This is a genomic window from Bacillus cereus group sp. BcHK124, assembly GCF_027712065.1.
GTDB classification, from domain to species: Bacteria; Bacillota; Bacilli; order Bacillales; family Bacillaceae_G; genus Bacillus_A; species Bacillus_A pacificus.
The window spans coordinates 44,680-63,830 of the sequence record NZ_JAQFPJ010000016.1 but is presented as its reverse complement, the minus strand read 5'-3'; the positions used below and the strand labels follow the sequence as shown (position 1 = coordinate 63,830).

Genomic DNA, 19,151 nt, shown 5'->3' with positions numbered 1-19,151 from the left:
TATGTGAAAAAGCACCATTATGTATGTTAAAAATAGAAAGAGGCAGAGAATATCTGCCTCTAAGCCATATGTTATATTGTTATCCACGTAATTGTTGTTGAGCTAAAGAAACAAGACGTTTTGTTACTTCACCGCCAACTGATCCGTTAGAACGAGATGCTGTATTAGACCCTAAGCTTACGCCGAATTCTTGTGCAATTTCATATTTAAATTGATCAAGTGCTTGTTCAGCACCTGGAACTAGTAATTTGTTTGTTTTTGCCATGATGATACACATCCTTATGAGTAATCCAGTTCAGCTAAGTATATATCTGAACTGGTACCGTTATTTTATGTGGAACCGGCGTGCTCATACGCGGAAGTAATCGGTGTGATTAGAAGTTATTGGATAGAAAAAAGAGTAGCAAAAATTGCTACTCTTTTTTTAGTATTGTCGCTGTACCTTCCACGACAATATCATCCGATTGATTATATATATTTGTTTGCAACGTAATGATTTTTTTATCGTCACGTTTTTTGATGACCTCTGCCACAACGCGAAGTGTATCGCCGATTTTGACAGGAGCGCGGAATGAAACGTTTTGAGATAAATAAATCGTATTTTTACCCGGGAGTTTCGTTCCAAGGATGGTAGAAATAAAACTTGAAACGAGCATACCATGAGCAATACGTTCTTTAAACATTGTCGTTTTTGCAAAAGAGTCTAAAATATGAATAGGATTCACATCTCCAGTCAATTTTGCAAAATTGATAACGTCCTCATCCGTAATCGTTTTTGTAAGTGATGCTTGATCACCGACTTGAATCTCATCATAACGAAGCTCCGGGACGGTTTGTGCTTCTTGAAATGGATTCATTTTGTCCTCCTTCTTTTCCATATCGAAAAATGCTAGCCATCTTGATGTAGTAGGAGGAAGAAAGAGTTTTGTTTGTGCTGCAGTTAGCTCCCACATTTTTCTTACTTGATGGAAGTAAATAGATTTTTTGAGTTTTCCTCGAACTTTTTTGCGAGTTCCAACTGTTTTGTCTTGAAATCTTCCAAAAAACCTTCTAACTGTTTTTGAGCCTCTTCACGTTGTAATTGCTGCTGTTCAATAAATTGCTTCGTTGTTTCTTCAAATTGACCGCTTGTTTGAGTAAGGATAGACAAAGATGTTTTTGTAGGAGAAACAGTTAGCTGTTGCATATGAGCAGAAAGTTCTTTCCACTTGTCTTGCCACTCGTTAATTTGATCATTTAAGGAGTTTCCAGTCAATTGCTTCACATAATCTGTATATTGATTATTGAATTGAGTAGTAAATTGTTGCAGTTCTTTTTCCAGTTCATCTACTCCTGATGTTAATTTATGCAAAGCGTCTTGTTGTTGTTTTAATGTTTCTAAAGTAAGTTGCTCTAATTGTTTCCCAGCTGAAGAGAAAAGGGAAAGAGATTGAGACCAGTTTTTCCAAAATGCATCGACCAATTCGTATGGTTTAGTTTCCATTGTTTGACCCCCAAATGTTTTTTTGCATATTGTGAACGCAGATTACTCTGCTGTACCACCAGGTGAAGATGAAGAATCCTTTTCATCCTTTTCTGGAGAAGTGGCAAATGGAAAGAATGCGTTCGTATATAACGTGAAAAACGTTCGCAGCATATTTTGGTAATGCTCAAAAGAAGTTGCACATGTTGCTAAATATTTCTCTCCATATTCAGTTAAAGAATAAATTCTTTTTGCTGGCCCTCCTTCGCTTGTATCCCAAGTAGAAGAAATGAGGTTTTCTTTTTCTAATTTGCGTAGTGTTCTATAGACATTACCTTGGTCAACAGAAGAAAAGCCGATATCCATTAGCATTTGAATAAGTTTGTAACCATGAAGACTCCAGTCTTTTAGACATAGAAGTAAGAAGGGAACTAAGAAGTTTTTTGGCATGGAGTTTGGTTGTTTTGCTTGGTTGTTCTCCAAACTTTCGCGTTGTTCTGGTTCATTATGTAGCATGATTGTGCATCACCTCATGAATCAGTTAGATGGAATTTTTTGCTTATAAGTGCAATTTACACCTATCTGTTTTTAAAGTCAATACATTTGTTAGAAAATAGAAAAAAATAAAATATAGACTTGAAGTTTTATTCAGAATATTAGAAAATAATGAATAGGTTGAATTGTTTCAAAAACGAAAAAGGGAGTGTAGGTAAAGTGATTGATCAAAAATTCGATCCACTACAAGCATGGAAAAATGCTTATGAACAAACCGAAACATTTTGGGGAAAAGCGCTCAATGAAACAATTAAAACAGAAGAATATTCTGCTTGGATGGGCAGCGTTCTAGATTTGAATTTGTTTTATCAAAAAGCATTAAATGATACGACAAAAAATTATTTAGAGCAGGTGAATATGCCTACGAAAGAGGATATCGCTAGAGTGGCTACGCTTGTTATTAACTTAGAAAATAAAGTGGATAACATTGAGGAGTTTCTAGAAGATAAGGTAGAGTCAGTAGGACAAGCTCCTACATTAAAGCGCGATGTTACGAAAGTAAAACAAGATATTCGCACATTAGAAACGAAAGTTGATCAAATTTTAGAATTGCTAGAAAAGCAAAACGCAGTACTAGCAAAACTACAAGAACCTGTAAAAGAAGAAGTAAAACCTACGAATAAGCCAGAAAATAAAAAGTGATAATAGCGCTTGTTTATAACATATGAAAGAGAAAGGGAGAATCTCTTTTCTATGTATAAACAGCGAAACATAATTATATAGGGACTCCATAGTATGAGTACCAAAATGATTCATAATAGTCGTTCACAAATTCATTTAAGGGGGAAAAGAAATGGTTCAATTAAATGGCAAAGTAGCAATCGTAACAGGTGGGGCAAAAGGAATTGGAAAAGCGATCACAGTAGCGTTAGCACAAGAGGGCGCAAAAGTTGTTATTAACTATAACAGCAGTAAAGAGGCAGCTGAAAACTTAGTAAATGAACTAGGAAAAGAAGGACATGACGTTTATGCAGTTCAAGCAGATGTTTCTAAAGTAGAAGACGCAAACCGACTTGTGGAAGAAGCAGTGAATCATTTTGGTAAAGTTGATATTCTTGTTAATAATGCTGGTATTACAAGAGATCGTACATTCAAAAAGTTAAATCGTGAAGATTGGGAACGCGTAATTGACGTGAACTTAAGCAGTGTGTTTAATACGACAAGCGCGGTACTTCCATACATAACGGAAGCGGAAGAAGGTAGAATTATTAGCATTTCTTCTATTATTGGTCAAGCGGGTGGATTTGGACAAACAAACTACTCAGCAGCGAAAGCAGGTATGCTAGGATTTACAAAATCATTAGCATTAGAGCTTGCAAAAACAAATGTAACTGTAAACGCTATTTGCCCAGGATTTATTGATACTGAAATGGTAGCAGAAGTGCCAGAAGAAGTACGTCAAAAAATCGTCGCTAAAATCCCGAAAAAACGTTTTGGTCAAGCTGATGAAATTGCAAAAGGTGTAGTATACCTATGCCGTGACGGTGCTTATATCACAGGTCAGCAATTAAACATTAACGGCGGATTATATATGTAATGAAGTAAGAAAAAAGTGCATATCCATAGCAGGAATGCACTTCTTTTTTTTAGAAGGAAATTGACCAAAAAGGAGATAGAAAAATGACTACATTCGCAACAGAATGGGAAAAGCAATTAGAGCTATACCCAGAAGAGTACCGAAAAGCATATCGCCGAGTGAAAAGGGCGAGTGAAATTTTATTACGTGAACCAGAGCCACAAGTAGGATTAACGCCGAAAGAGGTTATTTGGACGAAGAATAAGACGAAGCTTTATCGCTACATTCCAAAACAAGAAAAAACACAAAGAGTTCCAATTCTATTAATATATGCTCTTATTAATAAACCATATATTATGGATTTAACTCCTGGAAATAGTTTAGTGGAATATCTAGTGGACCGTGGTTTTGATGTGTATATGCTTGATTGGGGCACATTTGGTTTAGAAGATAGTCATTTGAAATTTGATGATTTTGTGTTTGATTATATTGCAAAAGCAGTGAAAAAAGTAATGCGAACTGCAAAATCGGACGAGATTTCTTTACTTGGTTATTGCATGGGGGGAACGCTAACTTCTATTTATGCGGCACTTCATCCACATATGCCAATTCGTAACCTAATCTTTATGACAAGTCCTTTTGATTTCTCTGAAACAGGATTATATGGTCCTTTATTAGATGAGAAATACTTCAATCTAGATAAAGCGGTTGATACATTTGGAAATATTCCGCCAGAAATGATTGATTTCGGAAACAAAATGTTAAAACCAATTACGAACTTTGTTGGTCCATATGTTGCTTTAGTAGATCGTTCAGAGAATGAGCGCTTCGTTGAAAGCTGGAGGTTAGTTCAAAAGTGGGTTGGCGATGGCATTCCGTTCCCAGGTGAATCATACAGACAGTGGATTCGTGATTTTTATCAAAACAATAAATTGGTTAAGGGTGAACTCGTTATTCGCGGACAAAAGGTAGACCTTGCAAATATTAAGGCGAATGTCTTAAATATTTCAGGGAAACGTGATCATATCGCCCTGCCATGCCAAGTAGAAGCGTTGCTAGATCATATTTCTAGCACAGATAAACAATATGTATGTTTACCAACGGGACATATGTCGATTGTTTACGGTGGAACAGCGGTAAAACAAACGTATCCGACGATTGGAGATTGGCTTGACGAGCGCTCTAAGTAAAAATAAAAAGATCCAACTAGCATATGTTAGTTGGATTTTTTTATGTAAAATAACAAAACATAGGAAGGAGAAATTTATATTTTAGGAGTATAATTATGAAGCTTATGATTGGTAAGTTGTTTTGGGATACAAGAGCTTCTATGCCTTGTTATCCATCGTTAGAAAATGATATGATATGTGATGTGCTTGTAGTTGGAAGTGGCGAAGCAGGTGCTCAAATAGCGTATTCGTTAGCGAAAATGGGAATGCGCGTTACACTTATTGAAAAAAATATGATTTCATGTGGTAGCACAGTTGCTAATACAGGGTTATTACAATTTCTTCATGATAAATCGTTAACCTCACTTATCCATACATTTGGCGAAGAAAAAGGGGTGCGAGCATATAAGCTTTGTTACGAAGCGTTACGAACAATGGAGAAAGTTGTACCGACTCTCGATATTGATCCCCAGTTTATTCCGCGAAGTAGTTTATATTATGCAAGTAAAAGTGAAGATGTCTCATTTTTACAAGAAGAATACAAAACGTTACAGAATTATGAGTTTCCAGTTGAGTATTTTACAGCATCTGATATTAAGGAACGGTATCCTTTTACAAGACAAGCGGCATTATATACACATGGTGATGCTGAGGTAAATCCGTATTTATTAGCGCATAGCCTTTTGCATAAAGCAAATCAAATGGGTGCTACTATATATGAATATACAGAGGCCATACATATAAAAAAACGTCAAAATGATTTAATTTGTTATACGAAAACAGGAAATCAAATTGTAGCAAAGAATATTATTATAGCGACGGGTTATGAAGCACTTTTCGGAAAGAAAGAAAAAAATACAACAGTGGAAACATCATATGCAGTTGTGACAAATAAGGTAGATTCATTTGAAGGCTGGTATGAGCAATCATTAATTTGGGAAACAGCAAGGCCTTATTTATATTTTAGGACGTATGAAAATCGTATTATTGTAGGTGGATTGGATGAAGTAATGAAAATTCAAACAATCGGTGATACGAAATTATTGCATAAGCGTGACGTCCTTATTAACATTATAAAAGAGATGTTCCCGCAGTATAAAGATATACAGGCGGAGTATTATTGGGCGGCGGCATTTGGCGGTAGTCACGATGGTCTCCCTATTTTAAAAGAAGATAATAAGATACATAATTTATTTTATGCATTGCCATATGGAGGTAACGGAACTGTGTATGGAATGGTATTTGCTAAAATATTTGAGCAGTTATTTACAAATAAAGAAAGTGAAGATTTTTCTTTATTTAATCGATAGAAAAAAAGGTAGCGAAGTGATGGAATGAGAGATATAAAAAAGTTTTTACAAAAATTGCGTCCTGTACAACTCATTGTTTTGTTTTATTTATTAGCAGTAGTTGTATCGGTAATATTACTTAGTTTACCGTTTGTTACAAAGGCTGATGTGAAATGGACATTTATCGATGCCCTCTTTACATCTGTTAGTGCGGTAAGTGTTACGGGACTGTCTGTTGTTACGATTTCAGATACATTTACTACGGCAGGAATTATTATTTTAGCCCTTATTTTACAATTGGGCGGCTTAGGAATTATGGCGCTAGGTACATTCGTTTGGATTATAACAGGAAAAAAGATTGGTTTGCAGAGAAGAAGACTGATTATGGCAGACCATAACCAAGGGAATTTATCAGGTCTTGTAGAATTGATGCGTTCTATTTTAATTGTAATTATTTCAATAGAGCTTATTGGAGCAATATTATTAGGTACAAGATTCTTACTTTACTTTCCAACTTGGCAAGAAGCTTATTTTCACGGTTTTTTTGCAGCTGTTAGTGCAACTACGAACGGCGGATTTGATTTAACAGGACAATCGCTAATTCCGTATAAAAAAGATTACATTGTTCAAATGATTCATATGTTACTTATTATTTTAGGAGCAATCGGCTTCCCTGTATTAATGGAAGTGAAACAATTCCTTAGTAAAAGGAGACAGCAACTATTTCGTTTTTCGTTATTTACAAAATTGACGACAACAACATTTTTTGCGCTCGTGGTCGTTGGAACGATTATGATTTTTTTACTAGAACGAAATCATTTTTTAGCAGGAAAGTCATGGCATGAAACAGTTTTCTATACACTATTCCAATCTGTGACGACGCGAAGTGGGGGACTTGCTACAATGGATATACTTGAATTGTCACAACCGACGCTTTTATTTATGAGTATATTAATGTTTATAGGAGCATCTCCAAGTTCGGTTGGGGGCGGGATACGTACAACAACATTTGCTGTTAGTATATTGTCACTATACACTTTTGCAAGAGGCGGGAGAACGGTTAGAGTCTTCAAACGTCAGCTACATGAAGAGGACGTGCTGAAAGCATCTGTCGTTATGACAATGGGGATTTTATTATGTGCCACAGCACTATTTATTTTATCTATTACGGAAAATGTACCGCTTATGAGTTTAATTGTTGAAGTCTGTTCTGCTTTCGGGACGACAGGACTATCGACAGGTATTACGCCAGATTTAACAACTGTTGGTAAACTTGTACTCATTGTACTTATGTTTATCGGGCGTGTAGGTATTTTAACATTTATACTAGCTAGTGGTGGAAGAGAACAGCCACCTCGCTATAAATACCCGAAAGAGAGAATTATTATTGGATAGTATGAAACCATTCTACCTATGTTAGGTAGAATGGTTTTTTAGTCGTTAATGCCAAATTGCGGATGCATAAAAGTATCCTTCTTATTATCTCCTTCTTTTTTTAGTAACTCTTGATTTTCTTCTGAAATCCACCCAATATCATTTGTAGGATGGATCCATTCTTCTCCAGCCATAATGGCAGGGTCTACATCATCACTCCAATTGTGAAGTGGACTGTTCTCGGAATCATATTTACTATCTCCGATTACGACGTCATATTGATTTATGAAAGGTTGTTGCATCTTCTTTCCTGTTCCTTTAAAAGATGGGAAATTCATTTGATGCGGGAGCGTTTCATCTAAAATGGGTGACTGGATTTTATCTTTCTTCTTCAAAATAAGAGCTCCTTTTTATTATGATTTCTTCATATGTAGTATTTCCATCTAGCAGTTCTTATGTACTTGTTAACACTTGCCAGTAATAATTATTTTAGCTTGCTTCAAACTAGAGTAGAAAGTGAATTTTTGAGAGCAGGTGAATGTATTGGTAAAAAGAAAAGTGAAACAAAATGCGGCAATCAACAATAATAAAACTCCGAAAGAAAGCTTACCAGATGCAGAATTTGCATTAGAGTATGAAGGAGAAAATAGCGCGAAGTATGCAAATCGTAATTCAAAAAAAGGTAAACAAAAGTGAGGCGTTTTTTACAAACGCCTCACTTTTTTGTGGGATTATAAAGGTTTTTTTAATTATTTGTAAATTTAGTGTTCATTATTAGCAGAAAAATGCGAAAAAACATAGAAGTAGCAACGTATTACACAAAAACAAACAACAAACAAAAGATTAATGTTGGTTTAATACTGCTTTTACACTAGTTGTTTATATTTGAGTTGTACATAAGATTTGTAAAAGGAGAGAGAGACAGTGAAAAAAACAATCTTTAAAGCTGTAGCAACTGGAATGGTATTTTCGTTATTAATGGGGTGTGGTGCAAAGAAAGAAGAAAGTGCTGGGGCAAAAGTAAAAGATGATAAATTATCTGGATCATTAACTGTTTACACAGCAATTGAAGAAGAACTTGTACCAATTTATCTTGATTCTTTTAAAAAGAAATATCCAGATGTGAAGCTGAATATTGTTCGTGATTCAACTGGAGTTATTACAGCGAAATTGCTAGCTGAAGGAAAAAATACACAAGCAGATGTTGTATGGGGAACTGCAGCTTCAAGTCTATTAGCTTTAGATAAAAAAGATATGTTAAAAGGATACTCTCCAAAAGGAGCGGATCGCGTTTTACCGCAATTTAAAGATGATAAACAACCAGAAAAATGGGTAGGAAATACTGCATTTATGACGGGGATTGCTATAAATAAAGAAGAATTAAAGAAGAAAAATTTACCGATGCCAGAATCATACGAAGACTTAACGAAACCAGAGTATAAAGGAACGCTTGTTATGCCACATCCAGCATCTTCTGGAACAGGATTTTTAACAGTTTCTGCATGGTTACAAATTATGGGTGAAGATAAAGGCTGGGATTACATGAAGAAACTTCATGATAATATGGCAACTTATACTCATTCAGGTTCAAAACCAGCGAAATTAGCGGGTGCGGGTGAATATCCAGTTGGTGTATCGATGGTTTATAGTGCTTTGAAAGAGAAACAAAAAGGTGCACCAGTTGAAGTTGTATTGCCAAAAGAAGGATTAGGTTGGGAAGTAGAAGCGAACGCACTTATTAAAAAAGATAATGCAAAAAATGAAAAATTAGCGCAAGCATTTTTAGATTGGGCAATTACTGATGATGTAATGAAGTTATACTTCGAGAAAAATGGATTTGCGACAATTAAAAATGATTATAAACTTCCAGACGGATTCCCTAAAGATGTGACGGAAAAGTTATACAAAAAGAACGACTTTAAGTGGGCAGCAGAAAATCGCGACAAAATTTTAGAAAAATGGGAAAAAGAGTTTGGCCAAAAAGCAGAACCGAAAAAGTAAGTGAGTGGGAGAGAGAAAAAATGAGCGAATATTTATCAATTCAACACATTCAAAAACAGTTTGATGCATTTACAGCGTTAAAAGATATTTCTTTTACTGTGAAAAAAAATGAGTTTGTATGTTTATTAGGCCCAAGTGGTTGTGGGAAAACAACATTGCTTCGAATTTTAGCAGGGCTAGAAGAGGCGACAACAGGTAGTATAGCTGTGAATGGAAAAGATATTACAGCATTACCTCCTGGAAAGAGGAATTTCGGAATGGTGTTTCAATCCTATGCGTTATTTCCGAATTTAACAGCACTTGAAAACATTGAATACGGCTTAAAGACAAAAAAGTATGGAAAAGCAGAAGTAAAAGAGAAGGCGCTATCGGCGTTAGAACTAGTTGATTTACTGAATGTAAAAGATAAATATCCTGCTCAAATGTCTGGTGGACAACAGCAGCGAGTAGCACTTGCACGTGCACTCGCTCTGTCTCCGGATATTTTGTTACTCGATGAGCCGTTATCTGCTTTAGATGCAAAAGTACGTGAAAAGTTACGTAGAGAAATGCGTGATTTGCAAGAAAAAGTAGGAGTGACAACTATTATGGTCACGCATGATCAAGAAGAGGCATTAACGATGGCTGATAAAATTGTTGTAATGAATCATGCGGAAATTATGCAGATTGGCACACCAGAGGAGATTTACCAAAGGCCAGCCAATCCATTTGTGGCAGATTTTATTGGTTCTATTAATTTCTTTTCGAAAAATAACGAAGAACATGCAATTCGTCCGGAACATGTAACAGTCGTACAAAATAATGGTATGAAAACAATTGTAGAAAGCATGGAGTTTCGCGGATCTGTATACCGGACAGAAGTGCGCGTTATAGATGAGGAAACGCATCTATATAATGAGAAAATCGTTGTAGATATATTGGCATCAGAAGTAGAAAAAACAGCTATTAGGAAAGGAAAGCCGATTCAAATCTCTTTCTCAGAAAATCATATGTTGTCATATGGAAAGAAGGTTGTTGTATAGATGGAGATGTTAGAAAATTTAAAGGTAGAAAGTACGAAAAAAAAGATTAAGAGACGTATCGGTAAAGAAGAATGGATACAAAGACTATTAATTATTGGTATGATTCTTGCCTTTTTGATTATGCTTGTATTGCCACTATTACAATTGTTTACACAAGCGTTTTATGATAAAGATGGAGCTTTCATTGGTGTTGCGAATTTCAGTAAATATTTCACAACCCCAACATTAGTTCAATCATTACAAAATACGATATGGATTTCGGGCGCGACAACAATTATTGCAGTGACACTTGCTTTCGCTTACGCCTATGCGATCGCTCGTACGAATGTATTTGGAAAGCGTGTATTTCAATATGTCGCATTGTTACCGTTATTCGCACCAACGATGATGCATGGTATCGCACTTACATATTTATTTGGTAATCAAGGATTAGTAACGAAAGGGATGTTTGGTTTATTTGAAGGCATACAAATCCCTTTATATGGACCAGTAGGAATTGTAATGGCTGAAGTCATGTATACATTTCCGCAAGCATTTCTTATATTATTAATTGCTTTCCAAGGTTCTGATTATCGTTTATACGAAGCTTCTAATATGTTGGGAGCGAGTAAAACAAAGCAATTTCTCACTGTTACTTTACCTAGTGTAAAGTATGGATTAATTAGTGCGATGTTTGTTGTGTTTACACTTAGTTTTACTGATTTTGGTGCACCAAAAATTGTTGGTGGGCAATATAATGTACTTGCTACTGATGTATACAAACAAGTAATTGGACAACAAAATATGCCGATGGGTGCAACTGTCGGAATGATTTTATTAATCCCAGCTATATTTGCGTTTGCAGTTGATCGTATTACGCAAAGAAAGCAGGCAAATTTCTTATCTTCAAAAGCAGTGCCATATAGAATAACGGCTAATAAGAAAAGAGATGTAGCCTCGTTCATATACTGTAGTGTGATTACATTTATGATTATTCTTTTATTTGTGGCAGTTGGTATTGCGGCAAGTGTGAAAGTATGGCCATATAATATGAGTTTTACATTTGAACATTTTAATTTTTCGAGTTTAACAGGAGATGGACTTGAAGCATTTAAAAATAGTGTAGTTGTATCAGCGGTAACAGCAGTTATTGGGGCAATTTTAACATTTATGTTCGCATATGCGATTGAAAAAATAAATCAGCTAAAGTTTTTCCGAAAAACAGGCTATTTTTTCTCAATTGTACCTTTAGCAATCCCAGGTCTAGTACTTGGATTGGGATACGTCTTTTTCTTTAGTCAACCAACGATTCAAATACTTGGATTATCAGTAACGAATCCGTTTCATTCTTTATACGGAACAATCGCTGTGTTAGTACTAGTCAATATCATTCATTTTTATTCTGTAACATTCGTTACGGCAACGACTGCTTTAAAGAAATTAGACCGAGAGTTTGAGCTTGTTTCGCAGTCGATGGGCATTCCGTTTTATAAAACATTCTTTAGAGTAACGTTACCCATGTGCTTACCAGCAATTTTAGAAATGGTCATGTACTATTTCGTAAATTCGATGGTAACTGTGTCAGCGGTTGTATTCTTATACGCAGCTGATTTTAAACTAGCGGCCGTATCAATCGTAAATATGGATGATGCAGGAAATGTAGCGCCAGCAGCTGCAATGAGTGTACTTATTGTTGTTACAAATATTGTAGTAAGAGTTGTATATGAATGGGGAACGAAAGCACTTCGTAACCGAACTTCACAATGGCAAAAAAGATAAAGTGAAACTTTAATCAGTGGGGGGGGTTCCTCCCCCACTGATTATTAGTTGAACCAATCGGGCGTTTACGGGCAGTTGATCTCCCACTTAACTTTTTTGCTCCAGCCGAATTTTGAGGGGGAAATCTTACTGCCCGTTAACGCGGGATAAATAAGAAGGGTGATGGATTGTATGAAAATAGAAGCAGTTATTTTTGATTGGGCAGGTACGACAGTTGATTACGGATGTTTTGCACCACTGGAAGTATTTATGGAGATTTTCCATAAACGCGGTGTGGTAATTACAGCAGAAGAAGCCCGTAAACCAATGGGATTATTAAAAATTGATCATGTAAGGGCGCTAACAGAAATGCCTCGTATTGCGAGTGAGTGGAATCGCGTTTTTGGACAATTACCAACAGAAACAGACATTCAGGAGATGTATGAAGAATTTGAAGAGATTCTCTTCACTATTTTACCGCGCTATGCGTCGCCAATTCATGGAGTAAAGGAAGTGATTGCTTCTTTGCGTGAAAGAGGAATTAAAATTGGTTCAACGACTGGTTATACGAGAGAGATGATGGACATTGTAGCAAAAGAAGCAGCGCTACAAGGATATAAACCTGATTTTCTTGTAACACCAGATGATGTTCCTGCTGGGCGTCCATATCCGTGGATGTGCTATAAAAATGCGATGGAACTTGGTGTATACCCGATGAATCATATGATAAAAATTGGAGACACGGTATCAGATATGAAAGAGGGAAGAAATGCTGGTATGTGGACAGTTGGTGTAATTCTTGGTAGTAGCGAACTCGGCTTAAGTGAAGAGGAAGTGGAGAATATGGATCCAGTAGAGCTTCGTGAAAAAATAGAAGTAGTTCGTAATCGCTTTGTTGAAAATGGAGCGCACTTTACGATTGAAACGATGCAAGAACTTGAAACCGTAATGGAACATATTGAGAAACAACAACTTATTATTTCATAAAAGGGGAAGAGGATCATGACTGAAAATCACTACTTATTATTAACGCCAGGACCATTAACGACAACAAAAACAGTAAAAGAAGTTATGCTATACGATTGGTGTACGTGGGATGTTGAATATAACACGATGGTGCAAGATGTAAGAGCTAAACTTGTATCGTTAGCAACGAAGGAAGAAGAGAAATATACGACTGTTCTTATGCAAGGAAGCGGTACGTTTTCAGTTGAAGCAGTAATTGGTTCTGTTATTCCTAAAAATGGAAAGGTGCTTGTTTGTACAAATGGTGCGTACGGTAAGCGAATTGTACAAATGGCAGAGATGTTACATATAGATGTGGTGGTAAGTCAAACAGAAGAGTGGGAGCCTACTAATGTTGTAGAAGTAGAAAAGATATTACAACAAGATAAAGAGATTACACATATTGCAATTGTCCATTGTGAAACAACGACAGGTATTATTAATCCAATTGTAGACGTATGTAAATTAGGGAAGCAATACGGAAAAGTAACACTAGTTGATGCAATGAGTAGTTTTGGTGGTATTGAAATAGATATCGCTGAGTTGCAAATTGACTTTCTAATTAGTAGTGCGAATAAATGTATTCAAGGGGTTCCAGGGTTCGGATTTGTTATTGCAAAGCGCGATGAATTGTTGAAATGTAAAGGGCAGGCACGTTCATTATCTTTAGATTTATACGATCAATGGGAAACGATGGAAAATCAAAATGGAAAATGGCGTTTTACATCACCTACACATGTTGTACACGCTTTTTATCAAGCACTACTTGAATTAGAAAAAGAGGGCGGAGTAAAAGCACGTTACAATCGATATGATAACAATCAAAAAGTATTAGTGAATCGAATGAGAGAAATCGGATTTAAGCCACTAGTAGATGAAAAATATCAATCACCTATTATTACATCTTTCATTTATCCAGAAGAATGGTTTGATTTTGAGCAATTATACAATGAATTAAAGCGTGATGGATTTGTTATATATCCAGGTAAAATTTCAAAGGTAGATACATTCCGCATTGGAAATATCGGTGATGTACATGAGGCAGATATTCATCGCTTAGTTGATAGTATCGCTAAAGGAGTTGTTATAGGTTGAAAGTATTTTGCTTAGGTGGAGCAGGTAAAATTTGTCGTGAAGCAATTTTAGATTTAGTGCAATTTTCATCTTTTGAGACGATTACAGTAGCAGATTTTAACGAAGAAGAGGGGCTTAAAGTAGTAGAATGGCTCAACGATCCTCGCGTTGATTTTGTGAAAGTAGATGTAACGAATCATGAGGATACGGTTGCAAAAATGAAGGGCTATGACATTGTAATGGATGGTACAACAATTAAGTTAAATGGATTATCTACTCGATGTATTGCAGAAGCAGGTTGTCACGGTGTGAATTTAAATGGATTTGGTGAAGAAAATGATTCGCATTCTATATTTGTTCAAAACGGAAAAACATGTTTACCTGGGTTTGGTATGACGCCAGGTGTAACGCAAATGATGGCGATGTATGCGGCAAATCAGTTACATGCTGTAGAGTCAGTTCGTGTAAGTCATGGTTCGTATCGTTCCATTGCTTTTTCTGCATCCATTACAGAAACAACGACATATGAATATGATCCACATTTGCCATCGCGTACAGTGTATGAAGATGGTGAGTTTAAGCAAGTGCCTCCGTTTGCGCGTCCAAGAGAAATTGAATTACCGGCGCCTTATGGTAAGACAACGCAGTATATCATACCGCATTCTGAAACGATTACGTTAGCAAAAGCATTAGAAAATAAAGGCGTTAAACTAATAGAGACGAGAGGAACTTGGCCAAAGCAAAATATGCAGCTCGTACGTGCATTGTATGATTACGGTATATTGCGTAATGATCCAGTTGAAATAAATGGAAAAGGAATCGGCATAATGGATTGTATTGCGAAGTATTTATTGCAATCGAAAGAAGGACAAGAAACAGAGATTTACGGTTATGCACTTCATGTAGAAGTAATAGGTATGAAAAATAATGAGAAACAAAGACGTGTATTATATCATACACACCCGTTATCTGATGGATCTGTTGTAGGATGGGAAAAATTAAGAGCTTATACGAGAAACGTCGGTATTCCATTTGGGATTGCTACAGAGCTAATCGCAAAAGGGAATGTAAATAAAGTTGGTGTTGTGACACCCGAGGAAGCTTTTGTCAAACCACAAATTATTTTTGATGAACTAAAAAAGCGTGGTATTCATATTCACGAGGAAGTTTTCGTTGAAAAGGAAAGTTATAACTTTGTATAAGTAAGGCAGTGTATGAGGTAGAAATCAATGGGGTGAGGTTATGTCTGTAGTAGGTGAAGAAAGAAAGCGAACCATTCTTGAGAAGGTAGAGTTTAAAGGGAAGGTAAAAGTTTCAGAATTAGCGAGAGAGTTTGCTGTATCAACAGAGACGATTCGTCGTTATTTAGAAGAATTGGATCGTGAAAAGAAGTTGAAGAAAGTGTATGGTGGAGCCGTCCAACTTCCGGGAGCTGGAATAGAGGCACCAATGTTAGAACGAGAGATGCTACATATAGAAGAGAAGAAGCGAATTGGGTATAAAGCAGCAACATTTGTAGAAGATGGAGATGTTATTGCGATTGATGACGGAAGTACACCACTTCAAATGGTACCATATCTTGTACATCGCAAAAATTTAACGATTGTAACAAGTTCATTTCCAGTAGCGACACAATTAATTTCTTCTATTAATAAAAAGATGTTTCACGGTGAAGTTTTATTTATTGGTGGAAAAGTTTCTCCAAAACATTCACGCGTATCAGGATCTATTTCGCAGCAAGTTATCCAGCAATTTCATTTTCATAAAGCATTTGTTTCAATTGATGGATTATTACCTGGTTTTGGAGTTTCTAGTTTTGAATTAGAAAAGGCGAAACTGTCAGAAGCGATGATGAAATTAGCAGAGAAAACATATATTTTATGTGATCATACAAAGGTAGGCGTAAAAGGAAATTACCGAATAGCAGCGTTTTCGCGCATTCAACATGTAATTTGTGATAAGAAAATGCCCTATAGTTTTGAAGAGGAAGTTAAAAGGCATAATATTCAATGGACAATTTGTTAAATACGTAGAACTCCCACCTGATTGTGAGGTGGGAGTTCTACTGCCTGCAAATAGCGGGATAAAAGTTTTGTATTTATGCAAAAAAAGTGGACACATTTTCCCATCTCTTTCATATAATTTACCAATACAAAAAAAGTTGGTCGAAGGAAAGAAGGGGAAGTATGTCAGAACGGATATATAATAAACTTGTCTTGTATGCAAATATTTTGCAAAAAATTGGTGTCATCAATGAGAAGGAAAAAAATGAAATTCTTCATACGATAGGTAAAAAAGCTCTTTGAATAAAGGGCTTTTATATTTTTTACCTTTAAAAATATAAATTTAATGTAATATTCTCGTTGACATCGATAATGATATTCATTATCATTTATTTATGAGTAATTGATAATGTTTATCAATTATAAAGATTATATATGATAGGGGATATTATTTTGAAAAAAAATTATATGAAGGCGCTAGTAGTAGCGACAACATTAGCAATTCCATTTGCTGCATACTCTACTCCAGCGTTAGCAGCAATAAAAATTGAAGCAAACCAATCGGTAGCGGCAGCTAGTGAACGTACATACGATACTGAGATTAAAATATATAAGGATCAAAAAGATGAGCCATCTATGGTTTCTCAATATATAAAAGATCCTAAAGTAACGATTGCGGACGGGAAAAAAATTGTAACTATAACAATGCAAGATAGCGATTATTTTCAATACCTTAGAATAGAGGATAAAAACCAACCTGGCGTATTTCATGATGTAAAAGTTTTGTCAGAAGATAAGAGGAAGAATGGAACGAAAGTAGTTCAATTTGAAATTGGCGAGTTTGAGAAGAAGCACAATATGCAAATGCATATACTTATTCCGGCTATTGGATATGATCACAAATATCAAGTTCAATTTGAAATTAAAGATCCAACTGTAGGTGACAAAGAAACAGAGAAACCAGATGATAAATCTAATTCCGGCAATACGGAGACGGATCATCCAGTTGATAATCAAAATATGATAACAGATAATAAATTAAGAGAACTTGTTAATAAAAAGGTATTTAATAGAAAAGATTTAAATACACCAATCACGAAAGAAGAGTTATTACAAGTAAAGGATTTGTTTTTAAATACGAATGAGATACTGGATTATAGTGCATTAAAATATATGCCAAATTTAAAATCTTTAACAGTTGCGAATGCGAAGATAAAAGATCCATCATTCTTTACGAGCTTAAAACAATTGAAACATTTAGCTTTACGTGGTAATGAATTTTCAGATGTAACACCAATTGTTAAGATGGATAATTTAGATTCTCTTGATTTAAGTAATAATAAAATTACGAACGTTGCACCACTAATTGAAATGAAAAATGTAAAAAGTTTATATTTATCAGGCAACCAAATAGAAGATGTAACAGCATTAGCGAAAATGGAACAACTAGATTACTTGAATTTAGCAAATAATAAAATTACGAATGTTGCGCCATTAAGCGCGTTGAAAAATGTAACATACTTAACTTTAGCAGGTAATCAAATTGAAGATATTAAACCGTTATATTCATTACCTTTAAAAGACTTAGTATTAACACGTAATAAAGTAAAAGACTTATCCGGTATTGAGCAAATGAAGCAATTAGAAGAATTGTGGATCGGGAAAAATGAAATAAAAGATGTTACTCCTCTAAGTAAGATGACACAGTTAAAACAATTACACTTACCTAACAATGAGTTAAAGGATATTACTCCATTATCAAGTCTAGTAAACTTACAAAAGCTTGATTTAGAAGCGAATTATATTTCAGACTTAACACCAGCTAGCAATTTGAAAAAGTTAGTATTCTTAAGTTTTGTTGCAAATGAAATTCGTGATGTTCGACCAGTTATAGAACTAAGTAAAACAGCCTATATCAATGTTCAAAATCAAAAAGTATTTTTAGAGGAAACAGAAGTAAATAAAGAAGTAAAAGTACCTATATACGAGAAAGATGGTAAAATCTCTACAAAAATTCGTTTAAAGAGCGAAGGTGGTACGTATAGTAATGATGCAGTTAAGTGGAGTACACCAGGTGAGAAAGTATATGAATTTGGTGTAAAAGATCCATTTGCGGATACAGGAATCTTCTTCACAGGATCTGTGATTCAAAATGTGGTAGAAAGTAAAGAAGACAATAATTCTAAAGAAGATGAAAAAGTAGAAGTAGTAGAATTTAAAGATGTACCAAAAGGACATTGGTCAGAGGAAGCAATTCATTATTTAGCGAAAGAAAATATTTTCAAGGGATATGGAAATGGACAATTTGGATTTGGGGATCGTATTACTCGTGGACAAGTTGCGTCTTTAGTACAAAGGTATTTGAAATTAGAAAATAAAGTAGAGCAGAAAGAGAGATTTACAGATACGAAAGGACATATGTTTGAGCAAGATATTGCTACAGTTGCGCAAGCTGGAATTATGCAAGGAGATGGTACTGGGGAGTTTCGTCCAGATGGAGTATTAACTCGATACGAAATGTCTGTAGTATTATATAAAGTATTTCAGCTAAAAGAAGATGAAAATAATAAAGTGAACTTTAATGATGTACCAACTGGTCATTGGGCAGAAGAATATGTGAAAGCGTTAGCGGACAATAACATATCAAAAGGTGATGGAAAAGGAAACTTTTTAGGTGATGATTTTGTAACACGTGAACAATATGCACAGTTCTTATATAACGCAATGACGAAATAAAAGATGAGAAAATACGTTATTCTTTGATTGAAAAAGAATAACGTATTTTTTATGTATAAAATGAAATAGTCAATATACAGGAGTATAGACATATGAATAGCCCTTTTTAAAGAAGAGACGTGAAACTATATTGACAAAAAGGCGTTCTCATGTGATAATTCAATTAAATTTTTAGAATAATCAAAAAATACTCCTTTTACATAGAAAG

At 35.2% G+C, this 19,151-nt stretch carries 19 protein-coding genes; 14 read left to right on the top strand and 5 right to left on the bottom strand.

What is annotated here, in order from left to right; all coding sequences use genetic code 11:
• Nucleotides 1-79: 79 nt before the first annotated feature.
• The 4 genes from PDK19_RS20255 to phaQ all read right to left on the bottom strand — a co-directional run bounded on the left by PDK19_RS20255 (nt 80) and on the right by phaQ (nt 1,978).
• Complete coding sequence (locus tag PDK19_RS20255; protein ID WP_001140707.1) at nt 80-265, bottom strand: alpha/beta-type small acid-soluble spore protein; 186 nt, start codon at nt 263-265, stop codon at nt 80-82.
• Between the two features lie 148 nt (nt 266-413).
• Entirely contained in the window at nt 414-857 is a 444-nt protein-coding gene (locus PDK19_RS20250; protein WP_001067916.1) for a MaoC family dehydratase, read from the bottom strand.
• 101 nt (nt 858-958) lie between these two features.
• Nucleotides 959-1,483, bottom strand: coding sequence for a polyhydroxyalkanoic acid inclusion protein PhaP (gene phaP, locus PDK19_RS20245; RefSeq protein ID WP_000448589.1), 525 nt, complete (start codon nt 1,481-1,483; stop codon nt 959-961).
• Nucleotides 1,484-1,525: 42 nt separating this feature from the next.
• Nucleotides 1,526-1,978, bottom strand: a complete 453-nt coding sequence (gene phaQ / locus PDK19_RS20240; RefSeq protein ID WP_000903021.1) for a poly-beta-hydroxybutyrate-responsive repressor — start codon at nt 1,976-1,978, stop codon at nt 1,526-1,528.
• 198 nt (nt 1,979-2,176) lie between these two features.
• On the opposite strand from phaQ, the gene phaR reads away from it, so the two are divergent.
• The 5 genes from phaR to PDK19_RS20215 all read left to right on the top strand — a co-directional run bounded on the left by phaR (nt 2,177) and on the right by PDK19_RS20215 (nt 7,386).
• Nucleotides 2,177-2,659 carry a polyhydroxyalkanoic acid synthase subunit PhaR gene (gene phaR / locus PDK19_RS20235; RefSeq protein WP_049111288.1) on the top strand — a complete coding sequence of 161 codons (483 nt, stop codon included), beginning with the start codon at nt 2,177-2,179 and terminating at the stop codon, nt 2,657-2,659.
• A 151-nt stretch (nt 2,660-2,810) separates the two neighbouring features.
• Nucleotides 2,811-3,554: an acetoacetyl-CoA reductase gene (locus PDK19_RS20230; RefSeq protein ID WP_000250412.1), complete on the top strand. Its 744-nt coding sequence runs from the start codon at nt 2,811-2,813 to the stop codon at nt 3,552-3,554.
• 83 nt (nt 3,555-3,637) lie between these two features.
• Nucleotides 3,638-4,723, top strand: a complete 1,086-nt coding sequence (gene phaC / locus PDK19_RS20225; RefSeq protein ID WP_000206335.1) for a class III poly(R)-hydroxyalkanoic acid synthase subunit PhaC — start codon at nt 3,638-3,640, stop codon at nt 4,721-4,723.
• A 95-nt stretch (nt 4,724-4,818) separates the two neighbouring features.
• Nucleotides 4,819-6,012, top strand: a complete 1,194-nt coding sequence (locus PDK19_RS20220) for an NAD(P)/FAD-dependent oxidoreductase (protein ID WP_270707908.1) — start codon at nt 4,819-4,821, stop codon at nt 6,010-6,012.
• A 24-nt stretch (nt 6,013-6,036) separates the two neighbouring features.
• Nucleotides 6,037-7,386 (top strand): TrkH family potassium uptake protein, encoded by a 1,350-nt coding sequence (locus PDK19_RS20215; protein WP_001204696.1) that lies wholly within the window; start codon nt 6,037-6,039, stop codon nt 7,384-7,386.
• Nucleotides 7,387-7,424: 38 nt separating this feature from the next.
• Here the strand turns inward: PDK19_RS20215 and PDK19_RS20210 are convergent, their stop codons facing one another.
• Nucleotides 7,425-7,760: a DUF3905 domain-containing protein gene (locus tag PDK19_RS20210; protein WP_000725962.1), complete on the bottom strand. Its 336-nt coding sequence runs from the start codon at nt 7,758-7,760 to the stop codon at nt 7,425-7,427.
• A gap of 148 nt (nt 7,761-7,908) precedes the next feature.
• On the opposite strand from PDK19_RS20210, the gene PDK19_RS20205 reads away from it, so the two are divergent.
• The 9 genes from PDK19_RS20205 (at nt 7,909) to PDK19_RS20165 (ending at nt 18,943) form a co-directional block, all read left to right on the top strand.
• Nucleotides 7,909-8,061, top strand: a complete 153-nt coding sequence (locus PDK19_RS20205) for a hypothetical protein (RefSeq protein ID WP_000240799.1) — start codon at nt 7,909-7,911, stop codon at nt 8,059-8,061.
• A 228-nt stretch (nt 8,062-8,289) separates the two neighbouring features.
• Nucleotides 8,290-9,366: a putative 2-aminoethylphosphonate ABC transporter substrate-binding protein gene (locus PDK19_RS20200; RefSeq protein WP_000750887.1), complete on the top strand. Its 1,077-nt coding sequence runs from the start codon at nt 8,290-8,292 to the stop codon at nt 9,364-9,366.
• A 20-nt stretch (nt 9,367-9,386) separates the two neighbouring features.
• Nucleotides 9,387-10,388 (top strand): putative 2-aminoethylphosphonate ABC transporter ATP-binding protein, encoded by a 1,002-nt coding sequence (locus PDK19_RS20195; RefSeq protein ID WP_000006185.1) that lies wholly within the window; start codon nt 9,387-9,389, stop codon nt 10,386-10,388.
• The gene (locus PDK19_RS20190) at nt 10,389-12,146 is read left to right on the top strand and encodes a putative 2-aminoethylphosphonate ABC transporter permease subunit (RefSeq protein WP_270707907.1); all 1,758 of its coding nucleotides are present in this window, start codon (nt 10,389-10,391) and stop codon (nt 12,144-12,146) included.
• 171 nt (nt 12,147-12,317) lie between these two features.
• A complete protein-coding gene (phnX, locus tag PDK19_RS20185; RefSeq protein WP_000687378.1) occupies nt 12,318-13,112 on the top strand; it encodes a phosphonoacetaldehyde hydrolase in 795 nt (264 codons plus the stop codon).
• Nucleotides 13,113-13,127: 15 nt separating this feature from the next.
• On the top strand, nt 13,128-14,225 hold the full coding sequence (phnW, locus tag PDK19_RS20180) for a 2-aminoethylphosphonate--pyruvate transaminase (protein ID WP_000138247.1): 1,098 nt from the start codon (nt 13,128-13,130) through the stop codon (nt 14,223-14,225).
• Nucleotides 14,222-15,406 (top strand): saccharopine dehydrogenase family protein, encoded by a 1,185-nt coding sequence (locus tag PDK19_RS20175; RefSeq protein ID WP_270707905.1) that lies wholly within the window; start codon nt 14,222-14,224, stop codon nt 15,404-15,406. Before phnW ends, PDK19_RS20175 begins: the two co-directional genes overlap by 4 nt.
• A 40-nt stretch (nt 15,407-15,446) precedes the next feature.
• Nucleotides 15,447-16,229: a DeoR/GlpR family DNA-binding transcription regulator gene (locus tag PDK19_RS20170; protein WP_000117662.1), complete on the top strand. Its 783-nt coding sequence runs from the start codon at nt 15,447-15,449 to the stop codon at nt 16,227-16,229.
• A 413-nt stretch (nt 16,230-16,642) separates the two neighbouring features.
• Nucleotides 16,643-18,943 (top strand): NEAT domain-containing leucine-rich repeat protein, encoded by a 2,301-nt coding sequence (locus tag PDK19_RS20165; protein WP_074567586.1) that lies wholly within the window; start codon nt 16,643-16,645, stop codon nt 18,941-18,943.
• The last annotated feature ends 208 nt before the right edge of the window (nt 18,944-19,151 follow it).